Origin of the sequence: Citrobacter sp. Cb041, from assembly GCF_030336655.1 — a bacterium.
Taxonomy (GTDB): Bacteria; Pseudomonadota; Gammaproteobacteria; order Enterobacterales; family Enterobacteriaceae; genus Citrobacter; species Citrobacter braakii.
The window spans coordinates 54,975-77,908 of record NZ_JAOWDD010000015.1 but is presented as its reverse complement, the minus strand read 5'-3'; the positions used below and the strand labels follow the sequence as shown (position 1 = coordinate 77,908).

16 protein-coding genes are annotated in these 22,934 nt (G+C 54.8%); 8 read left to right on the top strand and 8 right to left on the bottom strand.

Going from position 1 to position 22,934, the window contains the following annotated elements; translation table 11 throughout:
* Positions 1-19: 19 nt before the first annotated feature.
* Positions 20-1,570: a membrane-bound lytic murein transglycosylase MltF gene (mltF, locus tag OGV52_RS01060; protein WP_047416469.1), complete on the bottom strand. Its 1,551-nt coding sequence runs from the start codon at positions 1,568-1,570 to the stop codon at positions 20-22.
* Positions 1,571-1,827: 257 nt separating this feature from the next.
* On the opposite strand from mltF, the gene purL reads away from it, so the two are divergent.
* The 5 genes from purL (at position 1,828) to glnB (ending at position 10,205) form a co-directional block, all read left to right on the top strand.
* Positions 1,828-5,715, top strand: a complete 3,888-nt coding sequence (purL, locus tag OGV52_RS01055; protein ID WP_287107958.1) for a phosphoribosylformylglycinamidine synthase — start codon at positions 1,828-1,830, stop codon at positions 5,713-5,715.
* 560 nt (positions 5,716-6,275) lie between these two features.
* Positions 6,276-7,706: a two component system sensor histidine kinase QseE/GlrK gene (gene qseE, locus OGV52_RS01050; protein ID WP_049282310.1), complete on the top strand. Its 1,431-nt coding sequence runs from the start codon at positions 6,276-6,278 to the stop codon at positions 7,704-7,706.
* Between the two features lie 22 nt (positions 7,707-7,728).
* Positions 7,729-8,472 carry a two-component system QseEF-associated lipoprotein QseG gene (qseG, locus tag OGV52_RS01045; protein WP_049041523.1) on the top strand — a complete coding sequence of 248 codons (744 nt, stop codon included), beginning with the start codon at positions 7,729-7,731 and terminating at the stop codon, positions 8,470-8,472.
* The gene (gene glrR / locus OGV52_RS01040; RefSeq protein ID WP_304412487.1) at positions 8,472-9,806 is read left to right on the top strand and encodes a two-component system response regulator GlrR; all 1,335 of its coding nucleotides are present in this window, start codon (positions 8,472-8,474) and stop codon (positions 9,804-9,806) included. The genes qseG and glrR overlap by 1 nt, the downstream gene beginning before the upstream one ends.
* A 60-nt stretch (positions 9,807-9,866) precedes the next feature.
* Entirely contained in the window at positions 9,867-10,205 is a 339-nt protein-coding gene (gene glnB / locus OGV52_RS01035; protein ID WP_002914032.1) for a nitrogen regulatory protein P-II, read from the top strand.
* A 47-nt stretch (positions 10,206-10,252) separates the two neighbouring features.
* Here the strand turns inward: glnB and hmpA are convergent, their stop codons facing one another.
* Positions 10,253-11,443, bottom strand: coding sequence for an NO-inducible flavohemoprotein (gene hmpA, locus OGV52_RS01030; protein ID WP_287107957.1), 1,191 nt, complete (start codon positions 11,441-11,443; stop codon positions 10,253-10,255).
* Positions 11,444-11,769: 326 nt separating this feature from the next.
* On the opposite strand from hmpA, the gene glyA reads away from it, so the two are divergent.
* Complete coding sequence (gene glyA, locus OGV52_RS01025; RefSeq protein ID WP_003835277.1) at positions 11,770-13,023, top strand: serine hydroxymethyltransferase; 1,254 nt, start codon at positions 11,770-11,772, stop codon at positions 13,021-13,023.
* A gap of 78 nt (positions 13,024-13,101) precedes the next feature.
* Here the strand turns inward: glyA and hcaD are convergent, their stop codons facing one another.
* Genes hcaD through hcaE form a run of 5 tightly spaced genes read right to left on the bottom strand, consistent with a single transcriptional unit; the run spans position 13,102 to position 17,319 of the window.
* The gene (hcaD, locus tag OGV52_RS01020; RefSeq protein WP_287107955.1) at positions 13,102-14,304 is read right to left on the bottom strand and encodes a phenylpropionate dioxygenase ferredoxin reductase subunit; all 1,203 of its coding nucleotides are present in this window, start codon (positions 14,302-14,304) and stop codon (positions 13,102-13,104) included.
* Positions 14,305-14,313: 9 nt separating this feature from the next.
* Entirely contained in the window at positions 14,314-15,126 is an 813-nt protein-coding gene (hcaB, locus tag OGV52_RS01015) for a 3-phenylpropionate-dihydrodiol/cinnamic acid-dihydrodiol dehydrogenase (protein ID WP_287107954.1), read from the bottom strand.
* On the bottom strand, positions 15,123-15,443 hold the full coding sequence (gene hcaC, locus OGV52_RS01010; RefSeq protein ID WP_016154025.1) for a 3-phenylpropionate/cinnamic acid dioxygenase ferredoxin subunit: 321 nt from the start codon (positions 15,441-15,443) through the stop codon (positions 15,123-15,125). The genes hcaB and hcaC overlap by 4 nt, the downstream gene beginning before the upstream one ends.
* Positions 15,443-15,961, bottom strand: a complete 519-nt coding sequence (hcaF, locus tag OGV52_RS01005; protein ID WP_016154024.1) for a 3-phenylpropionate/cinnamic acid dioxygenase subunit beta — start codon at positions 15,959-15,961, stop codon at positions 15,443-15,445. Before hcaF ends, hcaC begins: the two co-directional genes overlap by 1 nt.
* Positions 15,958-17,319, bottom strand: a complete 1,362-nt coding sequence (gene hcaE, locus OGV52_RS01000) for a 3-phenylpropionate/cinnamic acid dioxygenase subunit alpha (RefSeq protein ID WP_287107953.1) — start codon at positions 17,317-17,319, stop codon at positions 15,958-15,960. The genes hcaF and hcaE overlap by 4 nt, the downstream gene beginning before the upstream one ends.
* 135 nt (positions 17,320-17,454) lie before the next feature.
* Between hcaE and hcaR the strand changes: the two genes are divergently transcribed.
* Positions 17,455-18,348: a DNA-binding transcriptional regulator HcaR gene (gene hcaR / locus OGV52_RS00995; RefSeq protein ID WP_181221310.1), complete on the top strand. Its 894-nt coding sequence runs from the start codon at positions 17,455-17,457 to the stop codon at positions 18,346-18,348.
* Between the two features lie 3 nt (positions 18,349-18,351).
* Here the strand turns inward: hcaR and OGV52_RS00990 are convergent, their stop codons facing one another.
* Positions 18,352-19,545 (bottom strand): ROK family transcriptional regulator, encoded by a 1,194-nt coding sequence (locus OGV52_RS00990; RefSeq protein WP_287107952.1) that lies wholly within the window; start codon positions 19,543-19,545, stop codon positions 18,352-18,354.
* Positions 19,546-19,659: 114 nt separating this feature from the next.
* On the opposite strand from OGV52_RS00990, the gene OGV52_RS00985 reads away from it, so the two are divergent.
* Positions 19,660-22,926, top strand: a complete 3,267-nt coding sequence (locus OGV52_RS00985) for a DUF5107 domain-containing protein (protein WP_287107950.1) — start codon at positions 19,660-19,662, stop codon at positions 22,924-22,926.
* The last annotated feature ends 8 nt before the right edge of the window (positions 22,927-22,934 follow it).

Sequence of the window (22,934 nt, the reverse complement as noted above, 5' to 3'; positions counted from 1 at the left end):
GCTTATCAGGCCTACGAGGCTACTTGCCCTCTTTTTTCTGCGGTGAAAACAGCAGGGAAGGGGAGTGCGACAGGTAATTTGACGACGTCTGAGACAAAAACGACGAAAGCGGCAATTCATCTTTACCTATTAGCTCTGCCGGCGTCACCGCCGGGTAATCCTGCGCCAGTTGCTGCGTTTCAAGCGCCCGTTTTTCTTTCTCCTGCAGATACCCCACCAGGCTAATCTGGTACTTACGGATATTTTCTACATAAGCGTAGGCTTCGTGGCCACGTGCATAACCATAGGTCAGCTTGTTGTAATACGGCTTTTGGCTGAGCAGCGGCAGACGCTGTTTTACGTCGGACCAACTGTTCGGATTGCCTTTGGTTTTCACGGTCAGCGCCCGTGCATCCAGCATGTGCGCATAACCCATGTTGTAGGCTGCGAGCGCAAACCAGATGCGTTCCCCTTCGGGGACGGTATCGGGCACTTTACTCATCATATCCTGCAAATACCGTGCGCCGCCGCTGATGCTTTGTTCGGCATCGGTACGGTCAGTCAGTCCGAGACTTTGAGCGGTATTTTTGGTCAGCATCATCAACCCGCGTACGCCGGTCGGGGAAGTGGCCTGCGCGTCCCAGTGTGACTCTTGATAAGAGATTGCGGCGAGCAGTCGCCAGTCTATCTCTTGCGCATATTTCTCAAACAGCGGCTTAAGGTCCGGCAATACGCTGTCTACGGCGCGTAAAAAGGTGCGGGTATCAACATAGTCAAAATCATCGCCATGTCCGAGATACTTTTCTTCTAGTCGCGCCAGAGAGCCGTCTTCATTCATGGTGTTAAAAAAATCCAACAGGGCGGCAGACAGCGTGTTGTCATCGTCCAGGCGACTAAACCAGGTCACCGGCTGTTCGTCAGATACGTCCAGCGCTACGGCCAGTTCAGGATGTACGCGTTGGTATAAGCTGATGGCGACGGAATCGGCAATGGTGTAATCCAGCTTCCCGGCGATAACATCATCAAGCAGTTCAGTAGTGCCCTTTTTGTCATCCACCTTCCAGCTCAGATCGGGAAATTTATTCTCTTTAAGTAACTGGAGATCGTTAACCACCACGTGCCCCGGGGCGATGGTCAGTTGATTTTCGTTCACGGTGGCAAGAGTGCGCGGGCGGTATTGCCCAACCCGATACACCAACTGTTGTGAAACCGAATAGTATGTCGGACCTGGCTGGTAATTTTTCACCCGCTCGCTGTTATATACCAGGCCTGCGGCTAACAGATCGGCATGGCCGTTATCCAGGTCGTCAAAAAGCTGGCTGATGTTCTGGCGCACGGTGACTTTTAACTTCACGCCCAGGTAGTTGGCGAACGCCTGAGTCAGTTCATAATCCAGGCCGAATTTCTTACCGTTGAGGGTCGCGTAAGTTAACGGCGAGTCGAGGGTACTGACGCGCAGTTCTCCCCGCGACTGAATGGCGGCGATACGATTTTCGGCTTTACCGAACCAGGGAATAGATGGCCAGAGGGCCGCTGCCAACAACAGCGTTAATATGCCGATGAACAGATAATTAATCTTTAATTTTTTCAATTAGTTAATTCTCTGAACCGTACGTTGTCTCTGCCTGCTGTGGTGATGATTAAGAAGTGAAGTCGTCATTAATGAGCGGCATTTTGCTTAAACTTGCGTCAGTTGGCAACTTATTCAGAAACCAGACCGCATTTGATGATAAGCGAAGGTCGTGATTTTATTTCGACGCAAACGGTTTCGTCGGCGCGGTAGATTCTTTATAATGACGCCCGTTTCCCCCACTTGGGCACACCGAAAGCTTAGAAGACGAGAGACTTATGATGGAAATTCTGCGTGGTTCACCTGCACTGTCTGCATTCCGTATTAACAAACTGCTGGCACGTTTTCAGGCTGCCAACCTCCAGGTCCACAATATTTACGCCGAGTACGTCCATTTTGCCGATCTGAATGCACCGTTGAATGAGGATGAGCACGCCCAGCTTGTACGCCTGCTGGAATATGGTCCTGCTCTTCACAGCCATGCCCCTGAAGGCAAACTGCTGCTGGTTACGCCTCGCCCTGGCACCATCTCCCCGTGGTCTTCTAAAGCGACTGATATTGCCCACAACTGCGGCCTGCAACAGATTAGCCGTCTGGAACGTGGCATTGCCTGGTATGTAGAAGCCTCTACGCTGACCGCTGAGCAGTGGCAGATGGTTGCCGACGAACTGCACGACCGCATGATGGAAACGGTTTTCTCTGCGCTGAACGATGCCGAAAAACTGTTTGTCCATCACCAGCCTGCGCCGGTCTCCAGTGTTGATCTGCTGGGTGAGGGACGCCAGGCGCTGATCGACGCTAACCTGCGTCTCGGTCTGGCACTGGCGGAAGACGAAATCGACTATCTGCAGGATGCGTTTACCAAACTGGGACGCAACCCGAACGACATTGAACTGTACATGTTTGCGCAGGCTAACTCCGAGCACTGCCGCCACAAAATTTTTAACGCCGACTGGGTTATCGACGGTAAACAGCAGCCCAAGTCGCTGTTCAAGATGATTAAAAACACTTTCGAAACCACGCCGGACCACGTGCTGTCTGCCTATAAAGACAACGCCGCGGTCATGGAAGGTTCTGAAGTGGGCCGCTACTTTGCCGACCACAAAACCGGCCGCTACGATTTCCATCAGGAGCCAGCCCACATCCTGATGAAGGTTGAAACCCACAACCACCCGACGGCTATCTCTCCGTGGCCGGGCGCGGCTACCGGCTCCGGCGGCGAAATCCGCGACGAGGGTGCAACCGGTCGCGGTGCAAAACCGAAAGCCGGGCTGGTGGGCTTCTCCGTTTCCAACCTGCGTATTCCTGGCTTTGAACAGCCGTGGGAAGAAGACTTTGGTAAGCCGGACCGTATTGTTACTGCGCTCGATATCATGACCGAAGGTCCGTTGGGCGGCGCGGCGTTTAACAACGAATTCGGTCGTCCGGCGCTGACCGGCTACTTCCGAACCTACGAAGAAAAGGTCAACAGCCACAACGGCGAAGAGCTACGCGGTTACCATAAACCGATCATGCTGGCGGGCGGGATCGGTAACATCCGTGCCGATCACGTGCAAAAAGGTGAGATCGTCGTTGGCGCCAAGCTGATCGTCCTCGGCGGCCCGGCGATGAACATCGGGCTTGGCGGCGGGGCGGCCTCCTCTATGGCTTCCGGTCAGTCTGATGCCGATCTTGATTTCGCTTCGGTACAACGCGACAACCCGGAAATGGAACGTCGTTGCCAGGAAGTTATCGACCGCTGCTGGCAGATGGGCGATGCGAACCCGATCCTGTTTATCCATGACGTTGGCGCAGGCGGTCTGTCTAACGCCATGCCGGAGTTGGTAAGCGATGGCGGTCGCGGCGGTAAGTTCCAACTGCGCGATATTCTTAGCGACGAGCCGGGTATGAGCCCGCTGGAAATCTGGTGTAACGAATCCCAGGAGCGCTATGTGCTGGCGGTTGCCGCTGACCAGCTACCGCTGTTTGACGAACTGTGTAAGCGCGAGCGCGCGCCGTATGCGGTGATCGGTGAGGCCACCGAAGAACAGCATCTCACACTAAGCGACAGCCACTTCGATAACCAGCCGATCGACATGCCGCTTGATGTGCTGCTGGGTAAAACCCCGAAAATGACCCGCGATGTGCAGACGCTGAAAGCCAAAGGCGACGCCCTGAATCGTGGCGAAATCTCGATTGCAGATGCGGTTAACCGCGTGCTGCATCTGCCGACTGTCGCTGAGAAAACGTTCCTCGTGACGATCGGCGACCGTACCGTTACCGGCATGGTGGCGCGTGACCAGATGGTTGGTCCGTGGCAGATCCCGGTAGCCAACTGCGCGGTCACCACAGCAAGCCTGGATAGCTACTACGGTGAAGCGATGTCTATCGGTGAGCGTGCGCCAGTTGCGCTACTGGATTTCTCGGCCTCTGCGCGTCTGGCGGTAGGTGAAGCGCTGACTAACATTGCGGCAACGCAGATTGGCGATATCAAACGCATTAAACTGTCGGCCAACTGGATGGCTGCTGCGGGTCACCCCGGTGAAGATGCCGGGCTGTACGAAGCGGTAAAAGCCGTTGGGGAAGAATTATGTCCGGCGCTTGGCCTGACTATTCCGGTGGGCAAAGACTCTATGTCGATGAAAACCCGCTGGCAGGAAGGTAATGAGCAGCGTGAAATGACTTCGCCGCTGTCGCTGGTGATCACCGCCTTTGCCCGCGTGGAAGACGTGCGCCACACGATAACCCCACAGCTCTCTACTGAAGACAACGCCCTGCTGCTGATTGATCTCGGTCTTGGTCACAACGCGCTGGGCGCGACGGCGCTGGCACAGGTTTATCGTCAACTGGGCGATAAGCCTGCCGACGTGCGTAACGTTGAGCAACTGAAAGGCTTCTACGACGCCATTCAGGCGCTGGTCGCGCAGCGTAAGCTGCTGGCCTACCATGACCGTTCCGACGGCGGACTGCTGGTTACGCTGGCGGAAATGGCCTTCACCGGTCACTGCGGTATTGACGCTGATATCCACTCTCTGGGTGACGATCGTCTGGCGGCGCTGTTTAATGAAGAGCTGGGCGCAGTGATCCAGGTTCGCGCTGCTGACCGTGAAGCGGTTGAGGTGTTGCTGGCACAACATGGCCTGGCAGATTGCGTGCACTATCTCGGCCAGGCGTTAACGGGTGACCGTTTCACCCTGAGCGCCAACGGTCAGCCGGTGTTCAGCGAAAGCCGCACCACGCTGCGCATGTGGTGGGCGGAAACCACCTGGCAGATGCAGCGTCTGCGCGACAACCCGGAGTGTGCCGATCAGGAACACGACGCTAAAACCAACGATGCCGATCCTGGCCTCAACGTTAAACTGTCGTTTGATATCAACGAAGATGTTGCCGCCCCGTTCATCGCTACCGGCGCACGTCCAAAAGTGGCCGTGCTGCGCGAGCAGGGCGTGAACTCCCACGTTGAAATGGCGGCTGCCTTCCACCGTGCGGGCTTTGACGCCATCGATGTGCATATGAGCGACCTGCTGGGCGGACGCATCGGTCTGGGTAACTTCCAGGCGCTGGTCGCTTGTGGCGGTTTCTCTTACGGCGATGTGCTCGGCGCAGGGGAAGGCTGGGCGAAGTCGATTCTGTTCAACAACCGCGTCCGTGATGAGTTCGAAACCTTCTTCCATCGCCCGCAAACGCTGGCGCTCGGGGTGTGTAACGGTTGCCAGATGATGTCTAACCTGCGTGAACTGATCCCGGGAAGCGAGCTGTGGCCACGCTTTGTGCGTAACCACTCCGATCGTTTTGAAGCCCGCTTCAGCCTGGTCGAAGTGACGCAAAGCCCGTCTTTACTGCTTGCCGATATGGTTGGTTCGATGATGCCGATTGCCGTTTCTCACGGTGAAGGCCGTGTGGAAGTGCGTGACGGCGCGCATCTGGCCGCGCTGGAGAGTAAGGGGCTGGTGGCGCTGCGCTACGTTGATAACTTCGGTAAGGTGACCGAGACCTACCCGGCTAACCCGAACGGTTCGCCGAACGGAATTACTGCCGTTACTACTGAAAATGGTCGCGTCACCATTATGATGCCGCACCCGGAACGCGTATTCCGTACCGTGAGCAACTCCTGGCACCCGGAAAACTGGGGCGAGGACAGCCCGTGGATGCGTATCTTCCGCAACGCGCGTAAACAGCTCGGGTAATCAGCTCGATAACCTTTAAGCCCCTCTGCGTGAGGGGCTTTTTTTTGTCAGTCATTTTGTATGCCGCTATCCGACAATGCGTTTAAGTGTCGGGAAATCCCGACATAGGCGGGGTTACGCTGTCGCTAAAAAGAGACATTTAATTATATGATTTACAATGAATTTGTTTTTAAGTGCTGTGGGTGTTGCTGATTGGCGACAGTAAGGGTGAAAAATAGCCAAAATCATTTTTCATATGAATAAGAACATTTTCCATATTTATCATTGTGTTAATAAAGTGTTTTGAATATTGGCACAGATGCTGCATAATATAGCCCAGTGGCTCATTCACCTTCTTATGTCAGCCCCTTCGGGACGTGCTACATAAACTTCGAATGACGCACAACAAGGTGCCTGCCGTCCAACATCTGATATTAGCATCGCTCATATCAACCTTCGGGCGAAACGTCGAGTTAGGCACCGCCTTATTCCACAACAAAGCCGGGTTAATCCCGGCTTTGTTGTATCTGACGTTCCCCTCAGTTAGCATCAACCTATTCCTGTCCATTGAGAGTAACGCCTTGAAGCGCTGGTCTGTTTTCCCCCGATCTTTACGTCAATTGGTTACGTTGGCATTTTTGCTTATCCTGCTGCCGTTGTTAGTTTTGGCCTGGCAGGCGTGGCAAAGTCTGAATGCCCTGAGCGCGCAGGCGGCGCTGACGAACCAAACCACGCTGATTGACGCCAGACGCAGCGAAGCGATGACCAATGCCGCGCTGGAGATGGAGCGTAGCTACCGGCAATACTGTGTGCTTGATGACCCAACGCTGGCTAAGGTTTACCAGAGCCAACGTAAACGCTACAGCGACATGCTGGATGCGCATGCGGGCGTGTTGCCGGATACCAAGCTTTATCAGGCACTGCGTCAGGACCTCAACGATCTCGCGCAGTTACAGTGCACCAACAGTGGTCCTGATAGCGTGGCGGCGGCGCGGCTGGACGCTTTCGCCAGTGCCAATACTGAAATGGTACAAGCGACGCGCACGGTCGTCTTTTCTCGTGGGCAGCAGCTACAGCAGGAAATAGCCGAACGTGGGCAGTTCTTTGGCTGGCAGGCGCTGGTGCTGTTTCTTGTCAGCCTGGCGATGGTGTTGCTGTTTACCCGCATGATCATCGGTCCGGTGAAGGGCATAGAAAAAATGATCAATCGTCTGGGGGAAGGGCGCTCGCTGGGCGATAGCGTATTATTTACGGGACCCCGGGAGCTGCGCTCCGTGGGGCAGCGCATTATCTGGCTGAGCGAACGTCTCTCCTGGCTGGAGTCGCAACGACATCAGTTTTTACGCCACCTCTCCCATGAGCTGAAAACGCCCCTGGCGAGTATGCGCGAAGGTACCGAGCTGTTAGCCGATCAGGTCGTTGGGCCGTTAACGCCAGAGCAAAAAGAGGTGGTCGGTATTCTCGATGACAGTAGCCGCAACCTGCAAAAACTGATTGAGCAACTGCTCGATTACAACCGCAAGCTGGCGGATGACGAGGTTGAGCTTGAACGAGTGGAAATCGCGCCGCTGGTGGAAAGCGTTGTTTCTGCACATAGCCTGCCCGCTCGCGCCAAAATGATACATACTGATGTTGCGCTTGCGGTGAACGCCTGCCTGGCAGAACCGATGCTATTGATGAGCGTGCTGGACAATCTTTATTCCAATGCGGTGCACTATGGCGCTGAATCCGGTAACATTTGGATCCGCAGCAGTTTGCATGGCTCAATGGTATACATTGATGTAATGAATACCGGCACACCGATTCCAGAAGCAGAACAGACCATGATCTTCGAGCCTTTTTTCCAGGGTAGCCATCAGCGAAAAGGGGCGGTAAAAGGAAGCGGGTTGGGGCTGAGCATTGCCAGAGATTGCATCCGCCGTATGCGGGGCAAACTGTATCTGGTTGATGAGCATGCGCAAAACGTTTGTTTTCGCATAGAACTGCCGCTATCTGCAGCGAAAAATCACTAAAATAAACCTAAGTCTGGTGAGTATGCCATACGTTGTTGTCCGAATGCTTAAACGACATTTTTTCCGTCGCGTCATCCTCGCAAGCCTGCCGTGTCTGGCGCTGGTAGGCTGCGTCCCGAACGCGGTGAATCATATTATCGGCGACCCCTCGCAGGAGAAAATTCCGCCTCATCAACTGGCGGACTACCTTGCAACCGACTGTAGCGATATCTGGTCGCTGTCTGGTCAGCCCACAGAGACCAATCCGCTGTACTGGCTGCGGGCGATGGATTGCGCCAATCGCCTGATGCCGGTACAGGCGCGTAGTGAAGCCAGCACGATGATGCCTGATACCTGGCAGGGGGCTTTCAGGCGCGGGATCCTGCTTGATAACGCCAACATTACGCCGCCTGAAAGGCGGGAGACGGTTACGCGCCTCGACGCATTAAGCCCGCAAATTCCGCCACAGGTACGCCCGCTGTATCAGGTCTGGCGCAGCAGTCAGACGTTGCAGTTGCAACTGGCCGAAGAGCGTATGCGCTACAGCAAGCTTCAGCAGGCATCAGACAGCGATCTTGATACGTTACGTCAGCAGCAACAACACTTGCAGTCTCAGCTCGATCTCACGACCCGCAAGCTGGAGAATCTGACCGATATCGAACGCCAGCTTTCCACGCGCAAACCTGCCGGTAGTTACAACCCTGATGCGCCGCACGGGAACGATAAACTCACCCCACCTGATAACGAGGAAGGCGCAGCGCCGTCTGCCGATGAGGTCACGCCATGATAAGCCGTAAGCCCGCGCATCTGCTGCTGGTGGATGACGATCCCGGCCTGTTGAAATTACTTGGAATGCGCCTGACCAGCGAAGGTTACAGCGTCGTAACCGCAGAAAGCGGGCAGGAAGGACTACGGGTGCTTAACCGTGAAAAAGTGGATCTGGTTATTAGCGATCTGCGCATGGATGAAATGGACGGCATGCAGCTGTTTACTGAAATCCAGAAAGTGCAGCCGGGAATGCCGGTTATTATCCTTACCGCTCACGGTTCCATCCCCGACGCCGTTGCGGCGACCCAGCAAGGGGTGTTCAGCTTTCTCACTAAGCCGGTCGATAAAGACGCGTTATACCATGCGATCGACGGGGCGTTGGAACAGTCTGCGCCTGCCGCTGATGACAGCTGGCGTGAGTCCATCGTCACCCGCAGCCCACTGATGCTGCGCCTGCTGGAACAGGCGCGCATGGTGGCGCAATCGGACGTAAGCGTATTGATCAACGGCCAAAGCGGAACCGGGAAAGAAGTTTTTGCCCAGGCCATTCACAACGCCAGCCCGCGCAGCCACAAGCCTTTTATTGCCATTAACTGTGGCGCATTGCCGGAACAACTGCTGGAGTCTGAGCTGTTTGGTCATGCGCGCGGCGCTTTTACCGGTGCGGTGAGCAATCGTGAAGGGCTGTTTCAGGCCGCGGAAGGCGGGACGCTGTTTCTCGATGAGATTGGCGATATGCCCGCGCCGTTGCAGGTTAAATTGCTACGTGTATTGCAGGAGCGAAAAGTCAGGCCGCTGGGCAGTAACCGCGATATCGATATTGATGTGCGGATCGTTTCCGCGACCCACCGTGATTTACCCAAAGCGATGGCTCGGGGGGAATTTCGCGAAGATTTGTACTATCGCCTCAACGTGGTGAGCCTGAAGATCCCGGCGCTGGCCGAGCGTACGGAAGATATTCCGCTGCTGGCAAACCATCTGCTGCGCCAGTCAGCTGAACGACACAAACCGTTCGTGCGCGCCTTTTCGACCGATGCCATGAAACGGTTAATGACCGCCAGTTGGCCTGGTAACGTGCGTCAGTTGGTTAACGTGATTGAGCAGTGCGTTGCGTTGACCTCTTCGCCGGTGATCAGCGACGCGCTGGTGGAGCAGGCGCTGGAAGGGGAGAACACCGCGCTGCCGACCTTTGTTGAAGCGCGTAACCAGTTTGAACTCAACTACCTGCGTAAGCTGTTGCAAATTACCAAGGGCAATGTGACCCATGCGGCGCGAATGGCGGGGCGCAACCGCACCGAATTCTACAAGTTGCTCTCTCGCCATGAGCTGGATGCAAACGATTTCAAAGAATAAATCTGCGGATTATGTTAGTTTTATTCGATCAAAAGACAGGCGACCTTTTCAAGGAATAGCATGAAAAAGATTGATGCGATTATTAAACCCTTCAAGCTGGACGACGTCCGCGAAGCGCTGGCTGAAGTCGGCATTACCGGTATGACTGTAACAGAAGTGAAAGGGTTTGGCCGTCAGAAAGGCCATACTGAGCTGTACCGTGGTGCGGAATATATGGTGGATTTTCTGCCGAAGGTAAAAATTGAAATTGTGGTCACCGACGACATCGTCGATACCTGCGTCGACACCATTATTCGTACTGCCCAGACCGGTAAAATCGGTGACGGTAAGATTTTTGTCTTCGACGTGGCACGCGTGATTCGTATTCGCACCGGTGAAGAAGACGACGCGGCAATCTAAGCCGCGCCGTGCTTGCCTGATGGCGCAGCGCCATCAGGCATGAGTAATTACAAGACTTTATGCGGGCCGAAGCATTCGTAATGAATGTTCTCGTTTTTCACGCCCAGACCGATCAGCTGCTTCGCGGCAAACTGCATAAAGCCAACCGGACCGCACAGATAAAACTGCATCGCCGGATCGCTGATTGCGCCTTCCAGTCTGTTCAAATCCATCAGACCAATACTATCAAACGCACCTTTCGCGCGATCGGCTTCGGTTGGCTCACGATACCAGGTGTGTGCGCTAAAGCGTGGCAGCGTTTTGCCCAGTTCATTCACTTCATCGGCAAAGGCATGTACATCGCCATTTTCTGCCGCGTGGAACCAGTTAACCTGCGCCGTATGATTCGCTTTTGCCAGCGTATCCAGCATCGCCAGCATCGGGGTTTGACCCACGCCTGCTGAAATCAGAGACACTGGGGTATCGGTCGCAACGTCCATAAAGAAATCGCCCGCAGGTGCAGCTAAGTGAACGACGTCGCCCACATTCGCATGGTTGTGCAGCCAGGTGGAAACCTGACCACCGTCTTCACGCTTCACAGCAATACGGTAGCCTTTGCCATCGGGTTTACGGGTCAGTGAGTACTGACGAATTTCCTGATGCGGGAAACCTTCCGGCTTCAGCCAGACGCCCAGGTATTGCCCCGGATGATATTCAGCCACTGCGCCACCGTCGACAGGTTCAAATTCAAAGCTGGTGATAAGCGCACTGCGTGGGGTTTTTGCCACGATGTGGAAAGGACGGGTACCTTCCCAGCCGCCATTTTTATTGGCATTTTCACTGTAGATCTGCGCTTCACGGTTGATGAAAACGTTCGCCAGCACGCCGTATGCTTTGCCCCATGCATCCAGAACTTCCTGGCCCGGACTGAACATTTCGTCCAGCGTTGCCAGCAAATGGCCACCTACGATGTTGTACTGCTCCGGTTTAATCTGGAAGCTGGTATGCTTCTGCGCGATTTTCTCAACGGCAGGCAACAGCGCCGCCAGGTTCTCGATATTGCTGGCATACGCGGCAATAGCGTTAAACAGCGCTTCCCGCTGATCGCCATTACGCTGGTTACTCATGTTGAAGATTTCTTTCAACTCTGGGTTATGCGTAAACATGCGATCGTAGAAATGGGCGGTCAGCTTCGGGCCTGTTTCAACCAGCAGGGGAATGGTGGCTTTCACTGTAGCGATGGTTTGTGCGTCAAGCATACGGTCTTCCTTTATCTGAAATTTTAATGATGTATGTCAAATGCATCTTATAAAAAATACCCCTGCATTGTAAATGGTTCTTTGTCACTTTGCGTTGTAAAGGTTACATCGTGAAAAATCTGCATCACAAACCTGAAAAGAAATCCGTTGAAATTCAGCAGACCTTTGTTCTCCAAAGCCTTGCGTGCCGTGAAGGTAATCGTTTGCGTAAAATCCTTTGTCAAGACCTGTTATCGAAGAATGATTCGGTTATACTGTTCGCCGTCGTCCAACGGGACTGCCTTTTTAGGCCGAAATTCTATTGTTAGCTGAGTCAGGAGATGCGGATGTTAAAGCGTGAAATGAACATTGCCGATTATGATGCCGAACTGTGGCAGGCTATGGAGCAGGAAAAAGTACGTCAGGAAGAGCACATCGAACTGATCGCCTCCGAAAACTACACCAGCCCGCGTGTTATGCAGGCGCAGGGTTCTCAGCTGACCAACAAATACGCTGAAGGTTATCCGGGCAAGCGCTACTACGGCGGTTGTGAGTACGTTGATATCGTTGAGCAATTGGCTATCGATCGTGCAAAAGAGCTGTTTGGCGCTGACTACGCTAACGTACAGCCGCACTCCGGCTCTCAGGCTAACTTCGCTGTTTACACCGCTCTGCTGCAACCGGGTGATACCGTTCTGGGTATGAACCTGGCGCAAGGCGGCCACCTGACTCACGGTTCCCCGGTTAACTTCTCTGGCAAGCTGTACAACATCATCCCTTACGGTATTGATGAGTCCGGTAAAATTGACTACGAAGATATGGCTAAGCAGGCCAAAGAGCACAAGCCGAAGATGATCATCGGCGGCTTCTCTGCTTACTCCGGCGTTGTTGACTGGGCAAAAATGCGTGAAATCGCCGACAGCATTGGCGCATACCTGTTCGTTGACATGGCGCACGTTGCGGGCCTGATCGCCGCAGGCGTTTACCCGAACCCGGTTCCACACGCGCACGTAGTGACCACCACCACCCACAAAACCCTGGCGGGTCCGCGCGGCGGCCTGATCCTGGCGAAAGGCGGTGACGAAGAGCTGTACAAAAAGCTGAACTCCGCGGTGTTCCCAAGCGCGCAGGGCGGCCCGCTGATGCACGTGATCGCGGCGAAAGCCGTGGCGCTGAAAGAAGCGATGGAGCCTGAGTTTAAGGTTTACCAGCAGCAGGTTGCCAAAAACGCCAAAGCGATGGTGGAAGTGTTCCTGAACCGTGGCTACAAAGTGGTTTCTGGCGGTACTGAAAACCACCTGTTCCTGCTGGATCTGGTTGATAAAAACCTGACCGGTAAAGAAGCTGACGCCGCACTGGGCCGCGCTAACATCACTGTTAACAAAAACAGCGTGCCGAACGATCCGAAGAGCCCGTTTGTGACTTCCGGTATCCGTATCGGTTCTCCGGCTGTAACTCGCCGTGGCTTTAAAGAAGCGGAAGTGAAAGAGCTGGCTGGCTGGATGTGTGACGTTCTGGACAACATCAATGACGAAGCCGTTATCGAGCGCGTCAAAGGTAAAGTTCTGGATATCTGCGCACGCTTCCCGGTTTACGCGTAATTCTGCTTTACGCAAAACGAAAGGCCGCTGATGCGGCCTTTTTTAATGCCTGATAGCACTGCGCTTATAAGGCTGCTATCACAACGACTTCAGCGCCACGCCTTCATCGCACAGCGCTTCCTCGCTTACCACTCGTCCTGAATGAATTAACTTACGCAGTGCGCGCACTTCGCGTCCGTTGTTGAGCGCTACTGCGCCAATTAGCTTCCCATCACGCAGGTGGAACCAGATAGCCTTGCCGTCATCCGGATTGCCACGACATAGCCATGTTTGCCCTTGCATATCGCCAACAAATTGCAGATTGTCATTAAATTGGTCGGTCCAGAACCAGCCTGGCGTCTTCTCCGGCAACGGCAGGTTGAGCATTGCGGCAGCGGCAATCTGTGCCTGGTTATTGGCATTTTCCCAGCTTTCTACCCGTTCTAACGAACCGTCAGGCTGGCGCGTTATCGCCACATCACCGGCGGCAAAAATCGCGGGATCGGAGGTGATGCAGGCGGAGTCAACGATAATACCGTTAGCCGTCTCCAGCCCCGCTTCGCGAGCCAGCGCATCATTCGCCACGATACCGATGCCATAAACCAGCGCATCGGCCTGTAGCATCTCGCCGTTTTGCAGGGTAAGCGAGAGAAACTCTCCCGCTTCAGCGTGCTCAATGGCGCTGTTGAGCAGCACCCGCACCCCTGCCTGTCGGTGGCGGTTTAGCAGATAGTCGCGCACCGGAGCTGGGGCGTTGCGACCCATTACCGTTGAGGCCAGCTCCACTAACGTCACCCGACAGCCGCGTTGGATTGCGCTGGCCGCTAATTCCAGGCCAATGGTGCCCGCACCGACAATCACAATCGCCTTGCCCGGCAGCAAGGCACCGCGCAGACGCTCGGCATCTGTGGCGTGACGCAGGGTAAAGCAACGTTCGCCCAGTTTATCCAGTAGCGGCAGCGGTCTGGCGGCGGCCCCGGTCGCCAACAGCAACTGCGACCAGCGGTAAGACTGACCATCGGCGAGCATCAGCGTGCGCGAGGTGCGGTCAATCTGACGCAGAGTGACGCCAAGATGCAGCTGTACGTTGTTCTCCCGCCACCAGTCAGCGTTCAGGATCGGCTGTCGCTGTGGATTTTCGTCCAGCAGCATCGCTTTGGAGAGCGGAGGGCGTTCATAGGGCAGATACGGCTCATCGGAAAACAGATGCAATTCGCCGTTAAATCCTTGCTGACGCAGTGCGACGGCGGCCATTGCCGCAGCCTGACCACCGCCGACGATAGCGATAACTTTATGGCTCATAACGCCTCCTCAGAGATCCAGTCCGGCGGCAACGTGACGAATACCGCGAATGCCCAAACCGGCATCGGCATTGATCATCACGCCACTCAATGTGCGATTGTTGCGCTTTGACGCCAGCATCACATACGGGCCGGTAAAATCCGCTGGCTCAGGAAAAAACTGCAACGGCAAAATGGCGGCGATTTTTTCCGGCGTCAGCGACTGCATAATCGACGTATCGTCCTGGCCCAGCGCCTGTGGGCCGCGCAGATCGGTCGCCATACCGCACGGACCGACGCCGTTGACGCGCACCTTTGGCGCCAGCTCGTAGGCTAACTGGCGAATCAACCCGGTGGCGGCATGTTTAGAGGCGGTATACAACGGACCGCCGCCGCCGGGATACCACGCCGCGTTGGAAAGGGTAAAGATGATGTTGCCTTCGCTGGCGATAAGCGCAGGGGCGCAGGCTTTTGCGCCCAGCAGATAGCCCAGCACGTTGACGTTAAACAGCTCATGAAAGCCGCTCTCCAGCGCGTCTGCTGGCGTATTGACCAGCGAGGCGTTGTGATCCCATATCCCGGCGTTGCCGATCAAACAGTCCAGGGTGCCGTAGCGCGCCAGAATTTGATCCACCGCGCGCTGATAGTCGGCGTAGCAGGTGACGTTGCCTTCTACTGCCAGCACATGTTCGCCAAAACGTTGGCGCAGGCTGGCGACTTTGGCTGGCGAAAGTTCCTGCGTGGCGACCCGCGCGCCTTCCTCAATGAAACGCTCGACCAGCGCCAGGCCAAGACCGGAGCCGCCGCCGGTGATAAAGATCACGTTATCGCGTAAATCGCTCATCTCGCGTCCTCTGGAATATCAACGAACACATCGCTACCTTCCACGTACACCGCGTAGGTGGTCAGCGGATCGGTGGCAGGTAAACACAACGCCTTACCGGTTTTCAGGCAGAAACTGGCGGCATGCAGCGGGCATTCCACCGTCGCGTCGTCTTCCAGATAACCTTCCGACATCGAGGCATTACCGTGGCTACAGCGATCGTTAATGGCATAAAACTCGCCGCCAACGTTGAACAGCGCGATGACGGGCGAGGTGTCGAGCCGGAGCGCTTCACCCTCCGGCAAATCCCCTACGGGGCAGGCATAAATACGACTCATCAGAACAATACACTCAGGTTATGGGAGGTGATCACCGCTTGATCCAGCACGATCTCACGCTCCAGTAAGCGCCACTCATCGCCCGGTAAACGGCGCACTTTGTCCATGCGCATGCCGACGTAAAAGGTTTCATCGCGCTCTTTTTGCGCGCGATACAGCAGATAGTTAAGGCGCACGGCGAATACATCCGGCACTTCGGTTTCACTGACCTGGCAGTTGCTGATCAGGTGCCGGGTACGCGACGGCGGCTCCTCTGCCCAGGCCATTCCGGTTTCCAGTCGTGCAATACGGCGTTCAAGCTGATCTTTGTTGTCGTTAAAAATCCAGGTGGTTGGCGGCTGCACGCCTTTGCGACGGTCGCGCGTCTGGGCATTGACCGTTGTGCGCATGGTATAGCGAATGTCGTCATCCAGCTGTGCCAGCCAGTCGCGAAACTGCCAGTCATCCAGCAGGCTGGCTTCATGGTAGAGAAACTGCGTAATGCGGTGATGCAGTTCCAGGGAAACTAAAGCACTCATTTCATCACCTCCTGCTGGTAAGCGGCGGTTTTTTCCTGCACTTCCTGCCAGCTTTCGCTGCTGAGTAAATCAGCCCAGCGCTGATACATGCCGCGGGCGGCGGTTTCTGAGAAGATGTAGTTGGTGATCCCCGGAATGCCGTCTTCACGACGTTTCTCCTGACCTAACCCCATTTCCAGGCACAGTTTGCTATTACGCGCCCGATGGCCCTTCAGAAGTTTTTGAATTTCACACCAGTTTTCCGAGTCGTCCTGCTCAAGGAATCCGGCGGGGCCAAAAGCGCGCGTAGCGCTGTTTTCAAATGCGGCTTTCACTTCATCAGAGGCGGCTTTATCGGTAATACAGAACGCCCACACTTCAACCTGATCAGGACCGCGCGGATGCCAGACGCGCAACGTAGCGGTACCATTGAGCCAGGAAAGCGTTGGAAAAATATTGTTGTGACCGGCCAGACGCAGAGCACGAACCTTACCCAGACGCTGTTCAGCTTCCGCGTAGGTGTCGCGGTAGTAGCTGGAGACTTCGCCGTCGACCCACACGTTGGCATCCGGCTTTTCGGTAAAGAAGAAGCCGCTGCCGTGCCCGTCCTGGCCGAACTGTAGTGCATCTTTGGCGGTTTCCCACACCGGGCGAGCGGTTTGTCCGTCACCGAGGCGTTTTTCGCTACCGTCGTCTTTTGCCCCCAACACCTGCACAGCGGAGGCGTGGCTGAACAATGCGTGATACTGATCGCTGGCAAACTGTTCGGCGGGGAATTTCCAGTTACAGTCGATGGTCCACTTCTGTACGCCGCCGACGATTTCTGTGCCGCCTTCGCGGCGGTCAAGCATACCGTCGAGATACCACGCGATGTCGCCGAGATAATCGCGCAGCGTGGGCGCGGTGGAGTCCCAGTTGCCGAAAATCAGCCCTTTATAGCTCTCTACGCCAGGAACTTCGTTCAGTCCCCAGTGCGATTTGCATAGCCCTTGCGGGTAAGCGCGAGGCTCCAGCGGGACGTCGATCAGCTCGCCATTGATACCGTACGACCAGCCGTGATACGGGCAGGTAAAGGCGCGAGTGTTCCCGCAGTCGGCGTAGCTGACGCGCATCGCCCGGTGGCGGCACTGGTTGAGAAACGCTTTGATGCTGCCGTCTTTCTGGCGAACCACCACGACCGCATCCTCGCCCATGTAGGTGTTAAAAAAATCACCGGCTTTGGGGATTTGGCTTTCGTGGGCGAGAAATAGCCAGCAGCGCCCGAAGATGCGCTCCAGCTCTAGTTGGTAAATTTCTGGGTCAGTATAAATCCGTGGGGTTACACGACCGTTTTGCGTGTCGATCAGTTGGTAGATGTCTAAATTTGAGGGTGTGGTCATATTTTTTAATCCTGAAAGATAAGATGTATTGACCTTCTATTTTTGTGCCATAAGGATGTTGCTGGTTAGTTATCAATCTGTGAAATAGTAAATTTCTACCAGTTGAGACATTTTTTCGATAACAAGGAGAAGGGCATGGAACTGAGGCACTTACGCTATTTTGTGGCGGTGGCGCAGGCGCTGAATTTCACCCGGGCGGCAGAAAAGCTGCATACCTCTCAGCCGTCGTTAAGCAGCCAGATCCGCGATCTGGAAACCTGCGTGGGCGTTCCGTTACTGGTGCGGGACAAGCGAAAAGTTGCGCTGACGGCGGCCGGGGAGTGCTTTTTACAGGACGCGCTGGCGATCCTTGAGCAGGCGGAAAATGCCAAAGTTCGCGCCCGTAAAACGGGGCAGGAAGATAATCATTTCGCTATTGGTTTTGTCCCTTCCGCTGAGGTGAATTTGCTCCCGAAAGTGCTGCCCTTATTTCGTTTAAAACAACCGGATACACATATTGAGCTGGTAAGCCTGATAACCACCGAACAGGAAGAAAGGATCCTCAACGGAGAACTGGACGTGGGCTTAATGCGTCACCCGGTGTACAGCCCGGAGCTGGATTATCTGGAGCTGATTCATGAGCCGCTGGTCGTGGTGTTACCGGTGAATCATCCGTTAGCCAATGAGCCAGCGATCTCCGCAGAACAGTTACACGGCGTAAATTTTGTCAGTACCGATCCCGCTTATTCCGGGGCGCTAGCGATGATTGTCAAAAACTGGTTTCAGCAGCAGGAAAGCCAGCCCAATATTGTGCAGGTAGCGACCAATATTCTGGTGACCATGAATCTGGTCGGCATGGGGCTGGGGGTGACTTTGATACCCGGTTATATGAATAATTTTAATACCGGGCAGGTGGTTTTTCGGCCTATTGTTGGCGATGTTCCGACCATTGCCCTGCTGATGGCGTGGAAAAAAGGGCCAATCAAACCGGCATTGACCGATTTTATCGCCACTGTGCATGAACGTTTAGCCGTGAGCCTGGCGGAGTAATGACTACAGCTCGCTAAGCTGTGATTCGACATAAAGATAGCCAATTCCCATGAGTTGCTGAGGGCGATTAAGCTGACCGAAGCTTATCTGAGTTGCTCTGGCACGCGGGTTATCGCCGTGATCGAACGGATTAAACCCGGTTTGCTGTACCAGCGTATTGAGCCAGCTATTGCCAAATGCACAGCTACGACCATACAACCATATTTGATTAATGTTCAGTATATTCAAAAAATTATAAAGACTCAGGCCGATGGCGCTGGCGGCATGTTCGGCCCAGGCCTGAATGCGAACATCTCCGTGTTGCCAGGCAGTAATAAGCTGGTCGGTGGTGAGCGTTTCCGGGTCGTAAAGGGATGTCGGCTGCGATTTCATCCACACGCGGGCCTGCTTTTTCAACGCGCTCAATGACGCCACTGTTTCCAGACAGCCATAACGGCCACAGTCACAGGCGATCCCATCGGGATGAATGATGGTATGTCCAATCTGACCGCTGCCATACAGACTCCCGCGCCAGATGTTATCGTTAATCACAAACGATGAGCCAATACCGTAATCAACGTTAATCACGCAAAAATCACCGTTAGCCGCCGGGTTTTGCCATTTTTCCGCCAGCGCCAGCATCACGCAGTCATTATCCAGCCGGACCTGTACGCCGAGCATCTCCTCCAGCAGATATTTTATTTCCACCGGTGTTTTCCACGGCGCCTGAGGCATGGTTTTTGATGCGCCGGTTATCGGATCAACCTGACCGTGAACGCCAAGCGCCAGATTAATCGTGACCTCGGGAAATTGTCGACGATATTCCCGCCAGTGCGCCGCCAATGCTGTCAGCAGCGCTTTTGGCGATTCGGGGTTGATGACTTCATGCTGCCAGTCGCCGACGGCAACCAGCCGAGCATCCGCCAGTTGACTGGTGATGCTGGTGGGGGTGACGTTGATACACAGCGTCCAGGCACCTTTTTCTGGCAAATGATAACTGCCACTGCTCAAACCGCGCTGGCTTAAAGTTTCTCGCGAATGGCTGATTCTTCCTTCATCCATCAGTTCTTCGAGGATATTGCTAACCGCCGGGATCGACAGGCTGGTGAGCTGCGCCAGCTGTGACTTGCTGAGCTGCTTTTCTCGCCACAGATGTGACAAAAAAATCTGTTTATTCGCCTGACGTACCCTGGCGTTGTTGAACCCCGAACGCTGCATTCACTTAACTCCCTTAACTATATTGCGTGAGCATTGCGCATTTTAACGCCACTTAACTGCCGCAGAATAGCATCAAGTTGAATTTTTACTTTTGTTTATTAAGTGGAGCGCGGCATGTACGGTTCAGTAAAAGTTTGGCAGGAAACGATCACCCTCCCCACGTGGACAGCGGGTGAAGAAGACGCCAACCCAATGTTTCTGGAAAAGCGAGTTTATCAGGGGTCTTCAGGAGCGGTTTATCCCTATGGCGTGATTGATACGCTGACCGGCAAACGTGAAATGCGCGACTATCAGGCGGTATGGATGGAGAATGACTTCATTCGCATCATGCTGCTGCCGGAGTTAGGCGGACGCATTCATCGAGCGTATGACAAAGTGCAGCAGCGCGACTTCGTCTACTACAACGAAGTGGTAAAACCTGCGCTGGTCGGTCTGCTTGGGCCGTGGATCTCTGGCGGCATTGAGTTTAACTGGCCGCAACATCATCGCCCGACCACCTTTATGCCGGTGGATTTTACGAAACAGCAGGGTGAGCAGGGCGAATACACCGTCTGGATGGGCGAGGTAGAGCCCATGCGTGGTTTACAGGTCATGACCGGATTCACGCTGTATCCGGATCGCGCGTTGATCGAGATAACCGGGAAGGTTTTTAACGGTAACGCTACCCCGCGCCACTTCTTATGGTGGGCGAATCCGGCGGTGAAGGGCGGCGACGATCACCAAAGCGTGTTTCCACCGGATGTGACGGCGGTATTCGACCACGGTAAGCGCGATGTCTCTGCGTTTCCCATCGCCACCGGCACATACTACAAAGTGGACTATTCGGCTGGCGTGGATATCTCGCGCTACAAAAACGTACCAGTGCCGACCTCCTATATGGCTGAAAAATCTGATTATGATTTTGTTGGTGCCTGGCATCACGGCGAGCGCGGTGGGTTGCTGCATGTGGCCGATCACCACGTTTCGCCAGGGAAAAAACAGTGGACTTGGGGTTATGGCGACTTTGGCGTTGCCTGGGATCGTAATCTCACTGATGACAACGGTCCGTATATCGAACTTATGACCGGGGTCTTTACCGATAACCAGCCGGATTTCACCTGGCTTGCGCCGTACGAAGAGAAAGTCTTCGTGCAAAACTTCCTGCCTTACAGCGAACTGGGTATGGTGCAAAACGCCAGCACGCAGTTGGCGCTTCGTCTGGTGCGTGAGAGTCGCCAGCTTTCTGTGGGCATTTATGCGATTGCGCCGTTACGCGATGTTCAGGTTACGCTTGCCGCACACGGGCAGCCATTCTATGAAAATACACTCACTCTGGAGCCGGGACAGAGCTGGCTGGCTGATGTGTCAGACAATGGCCATACCCGGGTGACAATGACCGTCACTAACGCCGATGGTGCTACGCTTTTGCAGTACGAAGAGCACATCGCGCAAGAGTTACCGCTGCCTTCGGCGGCCGTCGCGCCAGCACAGCCAGAAGCACTCTCTAATACCGATGAACTCTATTTTATTGGTCAGCATCTGGAGCAGTACAACCATGCCAGCCGCTATGCTGAAGATTATTATCGCCGCGCGCTGGATGTTGATCCGCTGGATTACCGCAATAATGTGGCCCTGGGGACGCTGGCGCTAAACCGCGCGGACTGGGCGCTGGCGGCGCATTGTGCGGGTAAGGCGCTGGAACGGGCGCATAAGCTCAATAAAAATCCGCGTGATGGCGAGGCGAGCATGCTGCTGGCCGCCGCACAGGAACGTCAGGGCGACAATGACAGCGCTTGGGATAATTATTATAAGGCCAGTTGGAGCGGCAACTGTCGGGATGCGGCTTTCTGGTCGTTAGCGCGTCTGGCGATGAAGCGTCAGGACTACGTTGGCGCGTTGGAAAAGGTCGAGCAGAGCCTGCGCTTTAACGGCAGTAATAACCTGGCGATGGGACTGAAAGCGCTGGCGCTGGCAAAACTTGATCGCATTCCGCAAGCCCTGGACTACATTCGCCAACAGCTGGTTGATTATCCTCTGAGCTACACCCTGCACTATGCGCGCTGGGCCATCTGTCAGGACGAGGCGACGGCACAAGCGCTGATCTCGATTACCGGGCGGCGCGGTACCAACGCGTGTGAACTGGCAGGCTGGCTGATCTCATTGGGGCAAAAGGATGCTGCCCGTGGCGTGCTGGAACTGCTCGACAGCCAGGAAACGCTGCCTATGCTGTGGCGCGCCTCGCTAAGTGACAACCCACAACCCTTCATCGAACGTGCCCGCGAATGCCTGCAAAACCGCGTTCGTTTCCCCAATACGCTGGATGAAGTGCAGATGCTGCAAACCCTCGAACAGAGCGCTTTTGCCCGCTATTTACTTGGCTGTTTCTGGTACAGCAAACGGCGTTATGCCGAAGCGGTATCCTGCTGGCAGTTTACCCTTGCGCAGGAAGCGGATTTCGCTCCTGTACACCGCTTACTGGGGATCTATGCCTGGAACAAACTGCATGATGCGCAGCAGGCGATGCAGTATCTGTCGCAGGCCGTGGCACTGGAGCCGCAAAATGCCCGTTTCCTGTTTGAACTCGACTATCTCAAGAAGCTGATGGCGCAACCGGCTGAGCTGCGCCTGCAGCGACTGGAAGCCAGCAAAGAGATTGTCTTCCATCGTGACGATCTGACGGTGGAACTGCTCAGTCTGTGGAATGGATTAGGGCGTTACGACGATGCCGCAGCAGTATTACGTGAGCGCGTGTTCCATCCGTGGGAAGGTGGTGAAGGCAAAGCCACTGGGCAATATCTGCTGAATCAGATGCATCGTGCGCTGGCTGCCATTCAGTCCGGCGACCCGCAAACCGCCATCGCGCAGTTGCAACAGGCGTTGAACTACCCGCAAAACCTCGGGGAGGGGCGTTTACCCGGACAAACGGATAACGATATCTGGTATTTACTGGGACATTGCGCGCAGCAGCAGGGGTGTTTTGATGAATCCCAGCGTTACTTCTCCCGTGCGACGCGCGGCGGTAGCACACTGGATGCCGGCCGTTACTACAACGACCAGCCTGTGGATTATCTCTTCTGGCAGGGTATGGCGCAGAGAAAACTTGGCGATGATGCTCAGGCGAACGCTCTGTTTAATAGCTTCCTGCAATGGGTTGAATCGCATCGCGACAATGTCCCGGATGTCGATTTCTTTGCCGTATCGCTACCCGATCTGGTGGTGCTGGATACCTCAGCACAAGCAAAACACCAGCAACACTGCCTGTTTATCAGTGTGCTCGGGCATCTGGGGTTGGGAAATAGTGCTGCTTGCCAGCGCGATCTTGACGTACTCCTGCAACTCAATCCGGCGCATGACAAGGCATTACTGCTGCGTCACGCCATTAACGTAAGGCTTTTCCAGTAACACCCGAA

What these genes read in the sequence shown, in the direction of transcription:
- hcaD (WP_287107955.1), bottom strand. Translation starts at nt 14,304, where the DNA reads ATGAGCCATAAAGTTATCGCTATCGTCGGCGGTGGTCAGGCTGCGGCA.
- OGV52_RS00985 (WP_287107950.1), top strand. Translation starts at nt 19,660, where the DNA reads ATGTACGGTTCAGTAAAAGTTTGGCAGGAAACGATCACCCTCCCCACG.
- hcaR (WP_181221310.1), top strand. Translation starts at nt 17,455, where the DNA reads ATGGAACTGAGGCACTTACGCTATTTTGTGGCGGTGGCGCAGGCGCTG.
- glyA (WP_003835277.1), top strand. Translation starts at nt 11,770, where the DNA reads ATGTTAAAGCGTGAAATGAACATTGCCGATTATGATGCCGAACTGTGG.
- hmpA (WP_287107957.1), bottom strand. Translation starts at nt 11,443, where the DNA reads ATGCTTGACGCACAAACCATCGCTACAGTGAAAGCCACCATTCCCCTG.
- glnB (WP_002914032.1), top strand. Translation starts at nt 9,867, where the DNA reads ATGAAAAAGATTGATGCGATTATTAAACCCTTCAAGCTGGACGACGTC.
- hcaB (WP_287107954.1), bottom strand. Translation starts at nt 15,126, where the DNA reads ATGAGCGATTTACGCGATAACGTGATCTTTATCACCGGCGGCGGCTCC.
- qseG (WP_049041523.1), top strand. Translation starts at nt 7,729, where the DNA reads ATGCCATACGTTGTTGTCCGAATGCTTAAACGACATTTTTTCCGTCGC.
- OGV52_RS00990 (WP_287107952.1), bottom strand. Translation starts at nt 19,545, where the DNA reads ATGCAGCGTTCGGGGTTCAACAACGCCAGGGTACGTCAGGCGAATAAA.
- hcaF (WP_016154024.1), bottom strand. Translation starts at nt 15,961, where the DNA reads ATGAGTGCTTTAGTTTCCCTGGAACTGCATCACCGCATTACGCAGTTT.
- hcaC (WP_016154025.1), bottom strand. Translation starts at nt 15,443, where the DNA reads ATGAGTCGTATTTATGCCTGCCCCGTAGGGGATTTGCCGGAGGGTGAA.
- purL (WP_287107958.1), top strand. Translation starts at nt 1,828, where the DNA reads ATGATGGAAATTCTGCGTGGTTCACCTGCACTGTCTGCATTCCGTATT.
- hcaE (WP_287107953.1), bottom strand. Translation starts at nt 17,319, where the DNA reads ATGACCACACCCTCAAATTTAGACATCTACCAACTGATCGACACGCAA.